The sequence below is a fragment of the Janthinobacterium sp. GMG1 genome, assembly GCF_034427795.1.
Taxonomy (GTDB): Bacteria; Pseudomonadota; Gammaproteobacteria; order Burkholderiales; family Burkholderiaceae_D; genus Janthinobacterium.
The window spans coordinates 75,191-91,837 of sequence record NZ_JAXQNT010000008.1 but is presented as its reverse complement, the minus strand read 5'-3'; the positions used below and the strand labels follow the sequence as shown (position 1 = coordinate 91,837).

Here is a 16,647-nt window from a genome sequence, read left to right as displayed (position 1 = left end):
ATTATTGTACGCCGCGCAGCGCGGCGATGCGTTGTTCGAGTGGCGGATGGGTGGCGAACAGGGCGCCCCAGCCGCCATTGCCACCGCTGATGCCCAGCGCCTGCATCGATTGCGGCAGTTCGCCCGGCGGCACGCCGCCGAGGCGGGCCAGCGCATGCATCATCGGCGTGGGGCTGCCCAGCAGCTTGGCGGAACCGGCGTCGGCACGGAATTCGCGCTGGCGCGAGAACCAGGCCACGATGATGGAAGCGAGCAAGCCAAAGATCACTTCGCACACCATGACGGTCACAAAGTAGCCAATGCCCCGTCCGCCACCTTCGCGGTTGTTATTTTTCAGCAGCACATTGTCGACAAAGAAACCCACCACACGCGCCATGAAGACGACAAAGGTATTCACCACGCCCTGGATCAGGGTCAAGGTCACCATGTCGCCATTCGCGACGTGAGCGATCTCGTGGCCCAGCACGGCTTCGACTTCATCGCGGTTCATGCTTTGCAGCAAGCCCGTGGAGACGGCCACCAGCGCCGAATTCTTGAAGGCGCCCGTGGCGAACGCATTCGCGTCGCCCTCATAGACGGCCACTTCCGGCATGCCGATGCCGGCCCGCTCGGACAGCGCACGCACGGTATTGACCAGCCACAATTCCGTCGACGAGGTCGGGTTCTCGATGACGCGCGCGCCCGTGCTCCACTTGGCCATCGGTTTGCTGATCAACAGGGAAAAGATCGACCCCGTGAAACCGACCACCAGCGAAAACACCAGCAGGCTGCCCAGGTTCAGGGTGCTGCCGCGCGCCGGATTGCCCACGCCCAGCAAACTGAGCACGAGCGACAGCACCAGCATCACGGCCAGATTGGTTGCAATAAACAGGACGATACGTTTCATGGGCGATGGCTCCGGAAAACAAGAATAACTAAAAGATAAGTATGCGGCCGCGACTTTTCAAGCCCGCGCGGCAGGCGCAGGCCAGCCGCGCCCTAGAACCAGTCGTGCCAGATCGGGGTCACGTTGGCAGGCAGCGGAGGCAGCATGGCAAAATCCACGCGCGACTCGCCTGGCGCATGGAAATCCGTGCCGCGCGAAGCGAGGAAGCCGTAGGCGTTGGCCAGTTGCGCGTATTCCGGATACTGGTCCGGACTGTGGCTGCCCGTGACGACTTCAATGGCCACGCCGCCGAGCTGCTTGAACTCATCGAACAGCACGCCTTGCGCCATGTCGCTGAAGCGGTAGCGGCCCGGATGGGCGATGACGGCCACGCCGCCCGCGCCGCGTATCCAGCCCACCGCTTCGGTCAGGGTGGCCCAGCGGTGTTCGACGTAGCCGGGCTTGCCTTCCGACAGGTATTTCTTGAATACGTCGGGAATGTTCGTGCATTTGCCCATTTCCACGATGTAGCGGGCAAAGTGCGTGCGCGACATCAGGTCCGGGTTGCCGACAAATTTCAGTGCCCCTTCATAGGCGTCGGGGATGCCGGCCAGATCCAGCTGGCGGGCAATTTCCCGGCCGCGCGCGTCGCGCCCCGAGCGCGTCTGGTGCAAGCCCTGTACCAGACCGGGATTGTTTTCATCGACTTGCAAGCCCACGATGTGCACGGTTTCGCCGGCCCAGGTAATGGAAATTTCCACACCGGCCACGAAGCGCATGCCCATATCCAGCGCGGCCGTGCGCGCAGCGGCGACGCCGGACACTTCATCGTGGTCCGTCAGCGCCCATACATCGACGCCGGCGCGGCAAGCATGCGCGGCCACGGCGGCGGGAGACAGCACGCCGTCGGAGATATTCGAATGACAATGCAGGTCGACTTTAAGCATGTGAAAACAATACCCTGCACGGGCTCAGCATGGAAGAAGTTTTCATTGTACGCTGCTTGTCAAATAGCGCTGCGGCGTTCCCGTCACATATCGGGCCAAAAATCAGGCCAAAAAGGCTTCCACCAGGCGCGCCAGTGCCGCCGGTTGATCATGATGCAGCATGTGGCCCGCATCGCGCATCATCTCGCAGCGCACATCCTTGATGCAGGCCAAACGCCGGTCGATTTCAATGCGCGCCTCTTCCTTTGGTCCCATCCATTGCCACATATTCGTGTCATCCGCCTCGACCCACAGCACGGGCGCCGTGATGCGGCGCCAGCACGCCATCACTTCTTCCACCTGGTACAGGATGGGATTGACGCGCTTGTGCTGCGGGTCGCCCATGATGTCCCACTCGCCCGCCTCGTTCTGCGCCGACCAGTGCTCGGCCAGGAAAGCCGCGCGCTCGTCCGGCAGACGCGGATTGGTCTTTTGCAGGCGCTCGGCCACGGCCTTTTGCGTGGGATAGCTGCGCATCGCGGGCGGCTCGCGCAATTCGGCTAGCCACTTGGCGTAACGGCCCGGCGCCTGCTCCGGTTTTGTTGCCATCATGCCGAAGCCTTCCAGGTTGATGAAGCGGCTGATGCGCTCGGGCCGCACGCCCGCGTACAGGCCGGCCACGTTGGCGCCCATGCTGTGGCCCAGCAGGTTGACAGGTGCGTCCGGCGAGTAATGCAGCAGCATGGCGTCCAGGTCCGCCAGGTAGTCGGGAAACCAGTAAGTGTCCGATTGCGTATAGTCGCTGAGGCCGAAGCCGCGCCAGTCGGGGGCGATCACATGCCAGTCGCCGGCAAGTTCGTCGACGACGAACTGGAATGAGGCGGCCACGTCCATCCAGCCATGCACCATGAACAGGATGGGCGCGCCGTCGCGGCCCCAGTGGCGCACATGCGTGCGGGCACCGCGGATGTTGATGCATTCGGAACGGGAAAGTTTCATGGGTTTCATCGGATGCCTGCCTTGAAAGTGGCGCAGATGGCGCCACATGCTGTGTCTGTAGATAGGGTGCGCATAAAAGAACGACCGTTCGATAATTATACCGGATTAACGCCCGGCGTTCGGACTTGCCCTGCAACAGCGTAAAATAGCGCAAAACTTCCGCGTCCGGCCGTGCCCGGCGCTTCCACGACCGCCACAGGCTAACGATGACACTCTACCAATTGGGCGCCGATGCGCCACAGATTGATGCTTCCGCTTTTGTTGCCGACACGGCCAATGTGATCGGCAAGGTGACCTTGGAAGCGAATACGTCCGTATGGTTCGGCGCCACGATTCGCGGCGACAATGAACGCATCACCGTGGGCGCCAACAGCAATGTGCAGGAAGGCGCCGTGCTGCATACGGATCCGGGCTATCCGCTGGACATCGGCCAGAACGTCACCATTGGTCACCAGGCAATGTTGCATGGCTGCACCATCGACGATGGCGCCCTGATCGGCATCCAGGCCGTGATCCTGAATGGCGCGAAGATCGGCAAAAACTGCCTGGTCGGCGCGGGCGCGCTGGTCACGGAAGGCAAGGAATTTCCCGATAATATGCTGATCATCGGCTCACCGGCGAAAGCTGTGCGGGTCCTGACGGCAGACGATATCACCAGACTACAAGGCAACGCCGTGAACTATGTGCAACGCGGCCAGCTATTTAATACGCAACTCAAGAAGATTGGATAAGAGAATGACGACTGAAACCACGGGCGCGGTCAGCGCAGCCGTTAGCGGCCAGGATACCCTGCAAAAATTTATTTTCGACAACGCCGCCGTGCGCGGCCAGTTCATCGACGTCTCCGGCACCTGGCAGGAAGTGGTGTCGCGCCACGCCTACCCGACAGCCGTGAAAAAAGTACTGGGCGAAATGGTGGCTGCCGCCGCCCTGCTGTCGGCCAACCTGAAATTCAACGGCTCCATCATCATGCAAATCCATGGTGACGGTCCCGTGCGCCTGATGGTGGTCGAGTGCGACTCCGACCTGCGCCTGCGCGCCACGGCCAAGCTGGACCCGGACGCCACCATCCCCGACGTGGCCACCGTGCCGCAATTGCTCAATGCCACCGGCAAGGGCCGCTTCATCATCACCCTGGACCCGGCCGACAAGGTGCCGGGCCAGCAACCGTATCAGGGCATCGTGCCGCTGGACGGCGATGACATGGCGACCGTGATCGAAAACTACATGTTGCGCTCGGAACAGCTCGATACGCGTCTGTGGCTGGCCACGGACGACACCGTATCGCGCGGCCTGCTGCTGCAAAAGCTGCCCCACCATGGCGGCAAGGCCGAAGCGACGCCCGTGTCGGAAGAAGCGGCACTGGACACGTGGAACCGCGCCGTGATGCTGGCGTCGACCCTGAAAGAGGCGGAAATCCTGTCGACGGACATCGAGACCCTGATGCAGCGTTTGTTCTGGGAAGAAACGATCCGCGTCTTCGACCCGCTGCACCCGAGCTTCCATTGCAGTTGCACGCGTGAAAAAGTGGGCAATATGCTCAAGATGCTGGGCGAGGAAGAAGTCAACAGCACCCTGGACGAAGTGGGACAAGTGGGTGTCAATTGCGATTTCTGCGGCCAGCACTATGAATTCGACAAGGTCGATTGCGCGCAGCTGTTCATCACGGATGCGCCGGCGGAAGTTTTGATTCCACCCGCAGCCAGCATCAACTAAGCATTACAGTTTCGTAATGAATCTGCCGCGCCGCCCTTGAGGCGGCGCAATTGTTTCCACTGTCATCGTTCCGTCATCAGTTCGTCATCAGCCCGTCACGCGCCGCCGTTACGCTGCGCAGCTTGTATTCCTTCCAATACTTTCCACAGGCTGATGATGAACTCCCACTTGACGCTGGCCCTGCGCCGCCATTCCTTCCACGTTTTGCTGGGCGCTTGCGCCGCGGGCTTGAGCTTGCCAACCCTGGCGCAAACGGCCGTCGCCGCCGCCGTGGCCTCGGCCACTACCGACATGGCCGCAGCGGCCGCCCCGGCTGCCGACGACAATGCTCCGATGGCCACCGTGGAGATTTCCTCGCGCAAGACGCGCTCTTCCGTCGCCCTGAGCAAGAATGAAATCCAGAAAATCCTGCCCGGCACGAATCCCCTGAAAGCCCTGCAAACCCTGCCAGGCGTCAGCTTCCAGACGGCCGATCCATGGGGCAACAACGAGCAAAACCTGTCGCTGTTCGTGCATGGTTTTTCCGGCCAGCAACTCGGTTACACCATGGATGGCGTGCCGCTGGGCGACCAGCAATACGGCAACTACAACGGCCTGTCGCCGCAGCGCGCCGTCATCAGCGAAAACGTGCGCAGCGTCGTGCTGTCGTCGGGTGCGGGCGACCTGGCCACGGCCTCGACCAGCAACCTGGGCGGCACCATCGAAACCTATTCCAGCGACCCGCTGTCCACGCAGGGCGCCAGCGTGCAGCAAACCGTGGGCAGCCACCGCACTTCGCGCACGTTTGCCCGCTACGACACGGGCGCCTTCGGCGATGGCAGCAGCGCCTATTTTTCCATCCTGCACCATGAAGCGCGGGCCTGGGATTTCGATGCGCGCCAGGGCGGCGACCAGTTCAACGCCAAATATGTCAACCGCAGCGAAGCGGGCAAGCTGACCCTGTTCTTCAATTACTCGGACAAGATCGAGCCGAACGAAGACAGCACCGTGCACGTGGCCGGCGAAACGAGCGCGCCATACACGCGCCCCTTCCTGTACCCGGACTTCAAGGCGGCCCTGAATTACCTGTCGCCAACGGGCGCCACGCCTGCCGCGGACGGCAACAATTACCGCAATTACTACAGCGATGCGCAGCGCACCGATTACCTGGCATATGCCAAGTTCGACGCCAACCTGTCCGAAGGCATGACCTGGTCGAACCAGGTGTATTACCACAAGGATGACGGCGCGGGCGTGGTGGCCGGTCCCATCGGCGTGGCCGGCTTGCCGGGCCTGTTCAGCGTGTACTACCCGAAACAGAATTTGAAGGAAGTGTTCGGCAACTCCGGCTACGCCGTGCGCACGACGGAATACGACATCAAGCGCGGCGGCTTCATTTCCACCCTGCGCAAGGAAATCGGCAACCACCAGCTGGAAGCGGGCCTGTGGCTGGAACAGAACCGCTCGTCCGCCTACCGCCGCTGGTATGCGCTGGACGTCAACAACCCGACCTCGCCGTACGACCGCCCCAGCAATCCTTTGATCACGCAGTACGGCAGCGAGATCGACAACAAGGTGGTGCAGCTGCACTTGCAGGATGAATGGCGCATCCGCCCCGATATCGCCCTGCAAGCGGGCTTCAAGTCCAGCCTGCAATTCGCCGATGGCCAGTTCCCCGTGCAGCCGGCCAAGGGCGCCATTTCCGGCGGTTCGACGGCCTTGCCGGTCGGCACCATCAACACGAAAAAATGGTTCTTGCCGCAAGTGGGCGCGCGCTGGGATTTCACGCCGCAAGACCAGCTGTACTTCAATATCCAGAAAAACATGCGCCAGTTCGTCACCTATGGCGGTGGCGGCGCCTCGCCATGGAGCTTGTCGAGCCAGGCCGCGTTCGACCTGTTCAAGCGCGACGCCAAGCCGGAAACGGCCCTCACCTATGAAGTGGGCGTGCGCGGCAGCCACGCCTTGAACCTGGGCGCCATCACGGCCATCGATGGCCAGGTCAATGTGTATCACGTCGATTTCAGCAACCGTTTGCTGCAGATCAGCCCAACCCCCGTGATTTCCTCCATCATTGGCGGCAACCCCGTGCTGGCCAACGTGGGCAGCGTGCGCACGGACGGCATCGATATCGCGGGTACCGTGCACTTCGGCAACAATTTCTCGTTCTACAATGCCCTGTCGTACAACCGCTCGCAGTACGCGGACAATTACAACAATGGCGCCGCGCTGGTGCTGACAGCGGGCAAGAACGTGCCCGGCTCGCCGGAGTGGCTGAACAAGTTTGTTGCTTCGGCTACCTTTGGCGATATCGAAGTGCAACTGACGGGAGACTATGTGGGCAAGCGCTACGCGACGTACACCAACGATCTGTCCGTCCCCAGCTATTTCCTGATGGGCCTGGGCGTGTCAGGCAAGCTGCCGGCCATGGCCAGCTGGTTGAAAAACCCGCGCTGGAGAGTGAACGTCAGCAACCTGGCCAACCGCGAAGGCTCGCTGAACGTGGTGGTCGGCGCGGCCGACAAGACATACAACACCTTCCCGATCGCCCCGCGCCAGGGCTTCCTCACCTTGACGGCGGATTTCTGATGCGCACGCCGCATATCGCCCCTGTGCTGCCCCAGCGTCACTTTTCGCGCCGCAGCTTCGTCCAGGCGGCCGTGGGCGGCCTGGCACTGGCCGCCGCGCCCGGCTTTGCGGCCGGCCTGCTGGAGAAAAAACCTGCCCGTCCGCTCGTATTCGCCCACCGCGGCGCCAGCGCCCTGCGTCCCGAGCATACCCTGGCGTCCTATGCCAAGGCCATCCTCGACGGCGCCGACTACGTCGAGCCGGATCTGGTCGCCACGCGCGACGGCATCCTCGTGGCGCGCCACGAAAGCAATCTGATCGATACCACCGACGTGGCGTGCCGGCCCGAGTTCGCCAGCCGGCGCGGCAAGAAGCTGGTCGACGGCGAATGGCACGAAGGCTGGTTCGTCGACGACTTCACCCTGGCCGAACTGAAAACCCTGCGCGCCATCGAACGGCTGCCGAAAGTACGCACCGGCAACACCTTGTACGATGGACAATTCCAGATCCCGACCTGGGAAGAAATCATCGATTTTGTTGCAGCGCAATCTGCCGCCAGCGGACGCATCATCGGCCTCGTGCCCGAGCTGAAAAGCTCGACCTACTTCCGCGATGCGGGCCTGGCGCTGGAAGACCGTTTCCTGTCGACCCTGCTCGCGCACGAGTACACGCGCCGCGCGCCGATCGAAATCCAATCCTTCGAAGTGGCAAATTTGAAATACCTGCGCGAGAAACTGGGACGGCGCGCCAACGTGCGCCTGATGCAGCTGGTGGTGGGTGGCGATGTGCGCCCGATGGACGTGGCCAAGGCAGGCGGCAAGCTGACGTTCGGGCAGATGACGACGCCAGCCGGCCTGCGCGACATCGCCGCCTACGCGGACGTGGTGGCGCCGCCCACGCGGGGCGTCATCGCGCTGGGCGCCGATCAGCGCCTGACCAAGCCCTCGTCCATCGTCGACGATGCGCACCAGGCAGGCTTGCTGCTGCACACGTGGACCTTCCGCCCGGAAAACCGTTTCCTGGCGGCCGACTTCCGCGATGGCAATGGAGAAAATGCGCGCAACGAGGCCGGTTCCGTGGCGGAAATGCGGCGTTACATTGAAACGGGACTCGACGGTTTTTTCAGCGACGATCCGGGTTTGGGACGCATCGCCGCAGGATAAACATTTCGTAACAAATTCATTTTCAGGGCGTGGCCGATGGCTACGCCCTTATTATTCGTTTCTTGAATTTCTGAAATTGGAATTTGAAATTGGACGCATATCGCAAACTCCATTATTGTGCAATGCAACAACAGACCATTCATGGAGGGCATATGTCCACTTTTACCAACACCTACAGCAACGACAACGACAACGACAACTACTTCAGCAACCTGGGCCGCGCCACGCGCGCCTTCCTTGGCGCCCTGCTCGCTTCCAAGCCGTACAGCGAACTGGCACAGAAGGAAGTCATCGCCAGCACGACGACCAGCGCCGATGACGCGCGCTATGTGCGCCCAAGCAAGCGCGACATCGCCCTGCTGAACTCGGAAGCGGCCCGTTACGAAAACCTGATGCCGAACTTGGCCGCAGAATTGCGCTTCCTGGCGTCGCGCGGATAAAAAAACGCCCAGGCCGGCGTTGCCTGCGCCTCGCCGTACGTTCGTACTGTCTTCGGCTTGGCGCCTGGCCCTGGACGTTTTTTAAGCCAACTAAATACTGACAAGGATTTTTATATGATATTTCTCGAAACCGCACTGATCGCTGTTGCCATCGTGGTCACCAGCATCCATTTTTACCTGATCACGACCGGCAAGGCCCGTTTCTGATCGGCAAGCAGCAAGGCAGCAGCACGCCGCGCCATGCGGCCAGTCGTGTGCAGCAGTACAAGGTAACAAGGTAACAAGGTAGTCATGTGACAGGTCAGCCTGGCAATCGGTCCAGGCTGGCAAGCGGGAAGTAGTACTATCTTAGTGTGGCGCAGCGGCGTCCACCGGCGTTTCCAGCAGTGGCGGGGTTTGTCCCTTGCGCACGATCTGCACGAAAATCTCATTCTGTTTGACCATGCCCAGCTCATAGCGGGCACGCTCTTCGACGGCGCCCGTCCCATCTTTCAGGTCGCGCACTTCGGATTCGAGCTTGGCGTTGCGCGCCTTCAATTCCATATTCTTCTTATTGGCCACCGCCACTTGGGATTCCATGTCGGCAACACGCAGCCAGCCGCCTTTACCCAGCCAGAGGGGAAATTGAATCAACAGCAGCAGGGCTGCCAGGGCGAGCGTAATCAGGCGCATGGGGCATTCAGTTAAAAAACCGGCCGGAACATTTCCGGCCGGCCAGTGGGTTTTACATCAGCTTACTTCAGATTATAGAACGCATCGCGGCCAGGGTAGCTGGCGATGTCGCCCAGGTCTTCCTCGATACGCAGCAACTGGTTGTACTTGGCCATGCGGTCCGAACGCGACATCGAGCCGGTCTTGATCTGCAGGGCGTTCGTGGCAACGGCGATATCGGCGATGGTCGAGTCTTCCGTTTCGCCCGAGCGGTGCGAAATGACGGCCGTGTAGCCGGCGCGCTTGGCCATTTCGATGGCGGCGAAGGTTTCCGTCAGGGTACCGATCTGGTTGATCTTGATCAGGATCGAGTTGGCGATGCCTTTCGAGATGCCTTCTTTCAGGATCTTGGTGTTGGTGACATACAGGTCGTCGCCGACCAGTTGCACTTTCTTGCCCAGTTCCGCCGTCAGGATCGCCCAGCCGTCCCAGTCGCCTTCATGCATCGCGTCTTCGATCGAGATGATCGGGTACTTGTCGCACCAGGTCGCCAGCAGGTTGGTGAACTCGGTAGCGGTCAGACTCAGGCCTTCGCCTTCCATTTCGTACTTGCCATTCTTGTAGAACTCGGACGCGGCGCAATCGAGGCCGATGGCGATCTGCGTGCCTGGCTCGTAGCCAGCTTCTTCGATAGCCTGGATGATCAGCTTGATGGCTTCTTCATGGTTGGCCAAGGATGGCGCGAAACCGCCTTCGTCGCCCACGTTGGTGTTCAGGCCCTTCTTGTGCAGGATCTTTTTCAGCGTGTGGAACACTTCCGCGCCGTAGCGGACAGCTTCCTTGAACGACGGGGCGCCCACGGGAATGATCATGAATTCCTGGATGTCCAGGTTGTTGTCGGCGTGTGCGCCGCCGTTGATGACGTTCATCATCGGCACTGGCATCTGCATGGCGCCCGAACCGCCGAAATAGCGGTACAGCGGCAAGCCCGCTTCTTCGGCGGCAGCCTTGGCAACTGCCATTGAGACGGCCAGGATGGCGTTGGCGCCCAGGCGCGATTTGTTTTCCGTGCCGTCCAGGTCGATCAGGGTACGGTCCAGGAAAGCCTGTTCATTGGCGTCCAGGCCCATGATGGCTTCGGAGATTTCGGTGTTAATGTTTTCGCATGCTTGCAACACGCCCTTGCCGAAGTAGCGCTTGGCGTCGCCATCGCGCAATTCCACGGCTTCGCGCGAACCGGTCGAGGCACCCGACGGCACGGCCGCACGGCCCATCACGCCCGATTCCAGCAACACATCGCATTCGACGGTCGGGTTACCGCGCGAGTCCAGGATTTCGCGACCGATAATATCAACAATAGCACTCATGTCATTCTCCAAAGTTAAGCTTAACAGGGGGCTGCACACTGCGTTCTGATGCGCAATTGCACAAAGGGGGCAAAGAAACTCCCGGCGGGAACGATCTGGCCGGGAGCTGTCTTACGGGTAATACTGTACCGATCGACCGCGTTATTGCGCAGCGGCGTTGGCTTCTTTGTGCGCCAGCGCTGCCTTGATGAACGAGGTAAACAACGGATGGCCGGTGCGTGGCGTCGACTTGAACTCAGGATGGTATTGCACGCCCATATACCATGGGTGGGAATTTTCACCCGTGCGTGGCAATTCCATGATTTCGCACAAATCTTCGCTCGGCGTGCGGGCCGACACGATCAGGCCAGCCGTTTCGACACGGGCCAGGTAGTGATTATTGGCTTCGTAGCGATGACGGTGACGCTCGGTCACCACGCTGCCGTAGATCTCGGCGGCGAGGGTGCCAGGATTGACGGCGCAGGTCTGCGCGCCCAGGCGCATGGTACCGCCCAGGTCCGAGTTTTCATCGCGCAACTCGACTTTACCATCGTGGTTTTGCCACTCATTGATCAGTGCAACGACAGGTTGATCCGTATCAAGGTCGAACTCGGTCGAATTCGCGTTCGGCATGCCTGCCTTGTTGCGCGCGTATTCGATCAGGGCCACTTGCATGCCCAGGCAGATGCCCAGGTAAGGGATCTTGTTTTCACGGGCGAACTGGGCCGCCTTGATCTTGCCTTCCACGCCGCGCTTGCCGAAGCCGCCCGGTACCAGGATGGCATCGTACTTGCCCAGGTTCTCGCAACCGGTCGTTTCGATTTCTTCCGAATCGATGTACTCGATGTTGACGCGGCTTTCCGTGTGGATGCCAGCGTGGCGCAGCGCTTCGATCAGCGACTTGTACGACTCGGTCAGCTCGACATACTTGCCGACCATGCCGACGGTCACTTCCGCCTTCGGGTGCTCCATCGTGTAGATCAGCTTGCTCCAGATCGACAGGTCGGCCGGTGCCGGATCGAGGTCCAGCGCGTCGCAGATGATCTTGTCGAGGCCCTGGTCGTGCAGCATTTGCGGCACTTTGTAGATGGTGTCGACGTCCCACACGGAAATGACGGCGTCTTCCTCGATGTTCGAGAACAGCGAGATTTTCGCGCGTTCGTCTTCCGGGATGGCGCGGTCAGCGCGACACAGCAGCGCATTCGGCAAGATGCCGATTTCGCGCAGCTTTTGCACCGAGTGCTGGGTCGGCTTGGTCTTCAGTTCACCGGCCGAGGCGATGTAAGGCACCAGGGTCAGATGGACGAAAGCCGTGTTCTTGCGGCCGGCGCGCAGGCTCAGCTGACGCGCCGCTTCCAGGAAGGGCAAGGATTCGATATCGCCGACGGTGCCGCCGATTTCGCACAGGGCCACGTCGTAACCTTCGGCGCCTCGGCGGATGTAATCCTGGATTTCATTGGTGATATGCGGAATCACCTGCACGGTCTTACCCAGATATTCGCCCCGGCGTTCCTTGCGGATCACCGATTCATAGATCTGACCAGTGGTGAAGTTATTCACCTTTTTCATGCGGGTGGAAATGAAGCGCTCGTAGTGACCGAGGTCGAGGTCGGTTTCGGCCCCGTCATCGGTGACGAATACTTCACCGTGTTGCATAGGGCTCATCGTGCCAGGATCGACGTTGATATACGGGTCGAGCTTGAGCATGGTGACTTTAAGGCCGCGCGATTCGAGGATCGCGGCGAGGGAGGCGGCGGCAATCCCTTTTCCAAGGGAAGACACAACGCCACCAGTGACGAAGACAAATTTGGTCATTGCAGATGGTGCCGAACGGCACGTGCGGGAAATTGAAATTATACACTAAAGCCCGCCTGCGTCGCTCCCCGCGCGCGGAAATTTGCGGCAAATACCGACTATCCCTCCCCCTCCTGCTGTCTACGCACAACAAAATTGCGTAGTGGCAATAATTGAAATATTTCCAATTCCATATATTGTGTGGGAGAGCGAACAGACCCTGCCGCGCCCTGGCGGCAGACTGGCATTTTCAACAGGAGGTCCATCATGAGCTACGAAGAACGCGACGCCTACGGCATGTATGTCAACCGCGGCCACAAAGGTCCCGGCCCCGAACTGATGGGTGCCGACACCCTGATCGGCGACCATGTGCACAACGCCAAGGATGAACATCTGGGCGAAATCAAGGAAATCATGATCGACATGCGCAGCGGCAAGATCGCCTATGCCGTCATGTCGCACGGCGGTGTCTTCACCATCGGCGAAAAGCTGTTCGCCGTGCCCTGGGAAGCGCTGCTGCTCGACACCGTCAACAAGCGCTTCACCCTCAACGTCGACAAGGAGCGCATCGAAAATGCGCCCGGCTTCGATACGGATAACTGGCCGAACATGGCCGATACCACGTGGGCCCAGTCCATCCATAGTTACTACGGAACGACACCACGCGAGTATTAATCAAGCCAAAGCGCGGGGCTGGGGTCTGCTTTAAAAGCGGTACTCCAGCCCAGCCACATACGTCCTGCCCCGCGCCGTGCTCAGCGGCGTGTTGTCCTGCGACTGCGACGGCATCGAGTTCAAACGGTTCAGCGCTTCCGAGAAATCCTTGTTCATGGCGTTTTGCACGGACAGGCGCAGGAACAGATTTTTCGTCACCTGCCAGCTCGCATACAAGTCGATCACAGCCGGGATCTTCGGATTCTCGGCCTTGAGCACTTCGCCCGTCGCTTCATCGGCTTCATTGTCCGGCGACAGGCGGCGGTTCGAGCCCGTGTGCTTGAGGATGGCACCCACTTCCAGCTTGTTATCCAGCAGGCGCGTGCCCACGTCGAGGTTGTAATACACGCTGGGCAGCTCGCTGATGTCGGCCGCGCCAAACCAGGCGCTGGCGATTGACGTGGGCTGGCGCGTCGTTTCGCGCGTGTACGACAGGCGCGCATAGGCCGGCCCCAGATGATATTGCGCTTCCAGTTCCCATCCGCGCGAGTACACGGGCGTGGCCGAGTTGATGTAGATATACATATTGGTCATGTAGTCATCCACATTCTGCCAGTCATTGGCCAGCACTTCCGCGATATTGCACTTGCGGCCGCGGTCGCACACGAGGAAGGACTGGCTGGTGATATAGCCGTCGATCTTGCTCTTGAAATACAGGGCCTTGAAGTTCAGCACATCATTCTTGCTCAGCAAGCCATGCAGGCTGGAATTGAAACCCAGCTGATAGGTGCTGGCCCGCTCGCCCTTAAGGAAGGGGTTCATCGAGGCCCCGCCGTCATTCGAAAAAAACACTTCCTGCGGATTCGGCCCGCGCATCGTGCGCTCGGCGCTGGCAAACGGCTGGAACCACGGCGTCACTTGCGCGGAAACGAGCAGCGAAGGATTGATGCCATGCTCCTTGAGCGCAATATTGCTCGCCCCTTGCGGGAAACACTGCACGCGCGGGTCGCAGGCGGGCTTGTAGCCGGTCAAATCAAAGTGCGTGTAATTGAGGCCCGCATTGACTTGAACAATGCCGCGGTTGTATTGCAGGCCCGCATACAGGCTGTTGATCTTTTGCACGCCCTCGGGGCCAAACGTATTGTTTTCAATCGATTGCTGGTTCGCGTCCGGATTGTCCGGATCGTCGACGAGGCTTTCCACGTGCTTGCTGTATTTATTGCGCATCAGCTTGCCGCCTATGGTTACCAGCGCATCGCCGCCCGCCAGCCTGAAGCTGCTGGTGTTGTTGATGTCGACAGCGTCGGCGCGGTTGGCCGCATTCGTGTTGATGAAATTGGTCAGCGCCTCGGGCATGTATTTCTGGTTGCCGCGGCTGCTGCTGGCCACCACATTGAGGTCGATCAATTCCGAAAACGGCGTGTAGTGATATTTTACGTAGTAGTCATTGCTGCGGATGTCGCGGCGCGTAAACGTGCTGCGGTAATCGCGCGCCGACAGTTCCAGCGCATGGAAGTCGCTCAACTTGAGGTCCAGCTTCAGCAGCTGCGACTTGGGTTTCTGTTTGTAATAGCGGTTGTAGCCGAAACCGAATTCCTCGCTGTTGACGCCCTTGGCATTCTTGTAGTTGTTGCCGATCACGCTAGCGCTGGTGGCAGCCATGAAGCCTACGCTGCCGCCATCGAAGGCGGGGTTTTTCATGGCCATGGCCAGCATGGCGCTGCGTCCCACGCCATTATTCCCGCTCCACATCTTCGTGCGCGCCCCCGTTTTTTCACCGGCGAAGACGACGTCATCGACGCCGATGGTGCGGAAATTGGCGCTGCCGGCCAGCGCATTGACGCCGTCGCCACCGACGACATTGCCGCGCGACACATCCACGCCTATGATGAAATTCGGGTCGATCAGGGCGCCGAACTGGCTGCTGGGCACGCCGCCGTGGGACACGGACGACGGCGCGCTGCCATAGTAATTCTGGCTCACGCCATCGACCATCATGTTGACACGCCCCAGGCCCGACAGGCCGCGGATGTTGACGCTGACGGCGCCCTGCGCCGGGTCGATCTGGGTAAACGTGCCCGGCATGCTGCGCACGATCTGGTCCACGGGCTGCAAGCGCGTATCGGCCCCGCGCGCGCTGACGGCGCCCGGTTTTTCCAGCGCCTGCTGTTCCGCCGGGACAGTTTCACCCGATACATTCAACGGCGAAAATTCTACCTTGCCACTGTCTTGCGCCTGTTGCGCCCATGCCTGCTGCGCGAGCAAGGCCATGCAGATGCCCACGGCCTGCGTCATTGTCTTGATATGCATACACCCTCGATTTGTTATGTGATTGAAAAATGTGACATTCAGCTGGTGCCGCCGTCGGCATCGAGCCGGAACGACACGGGCAAGGTGACCGTCACCGTGCCCTGTCGCAATACGGTGGCGGGCGGCGCCGGCAGCGGCTGCGCGCGCTGCAGCACTTGCAATGCTTCGCGGTCGAGCAGCACCGTGCCCGACGAGGTGATCAATTCACTGGCCAGCAATTTTCCGTCGCGATCCACCTGGAAGCGCACCCAGGCGGCGCCGGCCCGCTTGCGCTGGCGCGCATCGCCCGGATAGCGCTTGAAATGGGCCAGGTGGCCAAGCACCTGGCTTTGCCAGCTGGCGGGCGCCGCGCTGGTCGATGGCGTGTCGCTGTTGAACGGCGCCGCCTGGGGACCGCGCACGGCAGCCGGCGCCGGCGTGGCGCTGCTGCTGGCCTGCGCAGGCACGGACGCTTCCTTCGCGGCATCCTTGCCGGGATCGGGCGACGGACTGGCTGCTGCCTTGGTGTCTTTTTCCGCGGCGACGATGTCCGGCGCGGCGGCACGCGCCAGCACCGGCAAGGCTTCCTGCCGGACTGCACTCTTGGGCGGCCGGGCGGCGCTGGACGCCGCCGACTGGCGCGCGCCCACGGCATGCGCCACCTGTGTTTCCGGCGACATCGCTTGCACGGCAAAGACCACCATCACGCTGGCCGCCGGGTTGGCGGGCACGACGGTGACGGGCTGCCAGCTGGCCCACAACAGCAGCGTCAGCGCGCCCGCCATCACCAGCGACGTGGCAATGCCCCAGCTCAATACAGGGCGCGGATTCACCCGCCCTCCCGGCCCACCAGGCCCACTTTCAGATAGCCGGCCTGGCGCAGGGCGTCCATGACGCCCAGCACGTCTTCATACACGGCTTGCTTGTCGGCCTGGAAAAACAGCGTGCGCTGGCGGTCGCCGCCCGTCTGGGCGTCGAGCAGGCTGCCCAGCTGCTCGCGCGCCACGGGCGACTCCCCCAGGTACAGGCTGTGGTCCGCTTTCAGGGAAACGAACAGCGGTTTTTCGGGACGCGGTTCGGGCTTGGCCGTGGCGGCCGGCAAGTCAATTTTCAGGTCGACGGTGGCCAGCGGCGAGACCACCATGAAGATGATCAACAGCACCAGCATCACGTCAATGAAAGGCGTGACATTGATCTCGCTCAACTCCGGCATGTCGGCCGTGTCGTCGTCCGACGAAGGAAACAGGGACGCCATGG

15 protein-coding genes are annotated in these 16,647 nt (G+C 61.0%); 6 read left to right on the top strand and 9 right to left on the bottom strand.

Going from position 1 to position 16,647, the window contains the following annotated elements; genetic code table 11:
• Position 1 precedes the first annotated feature (1 nt).
• The 3 genes from htpX to SJI03_RS20665 all read right to left on the bottom strand — a co-directional run bounded on the left by htpX (position 2) and on the right by SJI03_RS20665 (position 2,790).
• Positions 2-886 carry a protease HtpX gene (gene htpX / locus SJI03_RS20675; RefSeq protein ID WP_099379092.1) on the bottom strand — a complete coding sequence of 295 codons (885 nt, stop codon included), beginning with the start codon at positions 884-886 and terminating at the stop codon, positions 2-4.
• Positions 887-978: 92 nt separating this feature from the next.
• The gene (locus SJI03_RS20670) at positions 979-1,812 is read right to left on the bottom strand and encodes a 3',5'-nucleoside bisphosphate phosphatase (protein ID WP_322428398.1); all 834 of its coding nucleotides are present in this window, start codon (positions 1,810-1,812) and stop codon (positions 979-981) included.
• A gap of 102 nt (positions 1,813-1,914) precedes the next feature.
• Positions 1,915-2,790 (bottom strand): alpha/beta fold hydrolase, encoded by an 876-nt coding sequence (locus tag SJI03_RS20665; protein ID WP_099379168.1) that lies wholly within the window; start codon positions 2,788-2,790, stop codon positions 1,915-1,917.
• Between the two features lie 206 nt (positions 2,791-2,996).
• Here SJI03_RS20665 and SJI03_RS20660 point away from each other — a divergent pair, with 206 nt between their 5' ends.
• The 5 genes from SJI03_RS20660 to SJI03_RS20640 all read left to right on the top strand — a co-directional run bounded on the left by SJI03_RS20660 (position 2,997) and on the right by SJI03_RS20640 (position 8,656).
• The gene (locus SJI03_RS20660) at positions 2,997-3,521 is read left to right on the top strand and encodes a gamma carbonic anhydrase family protein (protein WP_099379090.1); all 525 of its coding nucleotides are present in this window, start codon (positions 2,997-2,999) and stop codon (positions 3,519-3,521) included.
• Positions 3,522-3,525: 4 nt separating this feature from the next.
• Complete coding sequence (hslO, locus tag SJI03_RS20655; RefSeq protein ID WP_099379089.1) at positions 3,526-4,506, top strand: Hsp33 family molecular chaperone HslO; 981 nt, start codon at positions 3,526-3,528, stop codon at positions 4,504-4,506.
• A 153-nt stretch (positions 4,507-4,659) separates the two neighbouring features.
• Positions 4,660-7,074 carry a TonB-dependent receptor gene (locus tag SJI03_RS20650; protein WP_322428397.1) on the top strand — a complete coding sequence of 805 codons (2,415 nt, stop codon included), beginning with the start codon at positions 4,660-4,662 and terminating at the stop codon, positions 7,072-7,074.
• The gene (locus tag SJI03_RS20645) at positions 7,074-8,216 is read left to right on the top strand and encodes a glycerophosphodiester phosphodiesterase (RefSeq protein ID WP_322428396.1); all 1,143 of its coding nucleotides are present in this window, start codon (positions 7,074-7,076) and stop codon (positions 8,214-8,216) included. The genes SJI03_RS20650 and SJI03_RS20645 overlap by 1 nt, the downstream gene beginning before the upstream one ends.
• Positions 8,217-8,368: 152 nt before the next feature.
• Complete coding sequence (locus tag SJI03_RS20640; protein WP_322428395.1) at positions 8,369-8,656, top strand: hypothetical protein; 288 nt, start codon at positions 8,369-8,371, stop codon at positions 8,654-8,656.
• 348 nt (positions 8,657-9,004) lie between these two features.
• On the opposite strand, the gene ftsB is transcribed toward SJI03_RS20640, so the two are convergent.
• From ftsB to SJI03_RS20625, 3 genes are all read right to left on the bottom strand, one after another.
• Positions 9,005-9,328 (bottom strand): cell division protein FtsB, encoded by a 324-nt coding sequence (gene ftsB / locus SJI03_RS20635; RefSeq protein WP_099379085.1) that lies wholly within the window; start codon positions 9,326-9,328, stop codon positions 9,005-9,007.
• A gap of 62 nt (positions 9,329-9,390) precedes the next feature.
• A complete protein-coding gene (gene eno / locus SJI03_RS20630; RefSeq protein ID WP_034750709.1) occupies positions 9,391-10,674 on the bottom strand; it encodes a phosphopyruvate hydratase in 1,284 nt (427 codons plus the stop codon).
• 141 nt (positions 10,675-10,815) lie between these two features.
• Positions 10,816-12,468, bottom strand: a complete 1,653-nt coding sequence (locus tag SJI03_RS20625; RefSeq protein ID WP_099403607.1) for a CTP synthase — start codon at positions 12,466-12,468, stop codon at positions 10,816-10,818.
• Positions 12,469-12,714: 246 nt separating this feature from the next.
• Between SJI03_RS20625 and SJI03_RS20620 the strand changes: the two genes are divergently transcribed.
• Positions 12,715-13,122 carry a PRC-barrel domain-containing protein gene (locus SJI03_RS20620; protein ID WP_071075939.1) on the top strand — a complete coding sequence of 136 codons (408 nt, stop codon included), beginning with the start codon at positions 12,715-12,717 and terminating at the stop codon, positions 13,120-13,122.
• Positions 13,123-13,152: 30 nt separating this feature from the next.
• Here SJI03_RS20620 and SJI03_RS20615 read toward each other — a convergent pair whose 3' ends face one another.
• From SJI03_RS20615 to exbD, 3 genes are read right to left on the bottom strand one after another with little or no spacing between them, the layout of a single operon-like run.
• Positions 13,153-15,411: a TonB-dependent receptor domain-containing protein gene (locus tag SJI03_RS20615; protein ID WP_322428394.1), complete on the bottom strand. Its 2,259-nt coding sequence runs from the start codon at positions 15,409-15,411 to the stop codon at positions 13,153-13,155.
• Positions 15,412-15,449: 38 nt separating this feature from the next.
• Complete coding sequence (locus tag SJI03_RS20610; protein WP_322428393.1) at positions 15,450-16,223, bottom strand: TonB family protein; 774 nt, start codon at positions 16,221-16,223, stop codon at positions 15,450-15,452.
• Entirely contained in the window at positions 16,220-16,645 is a 426-nt protein-coding gene (gene exbD, locus SJI03_RS20605) for a TonB system transport protein ExbD (RefSeq protein WP_322428392.1), read from the bottom strand. Before exbD ends, SJI03_RS20610 begins: the two co-directional genes overlap by 4 nt.
• Positions 16,646-16,647 lie beyond the last annotated feature (2 nt).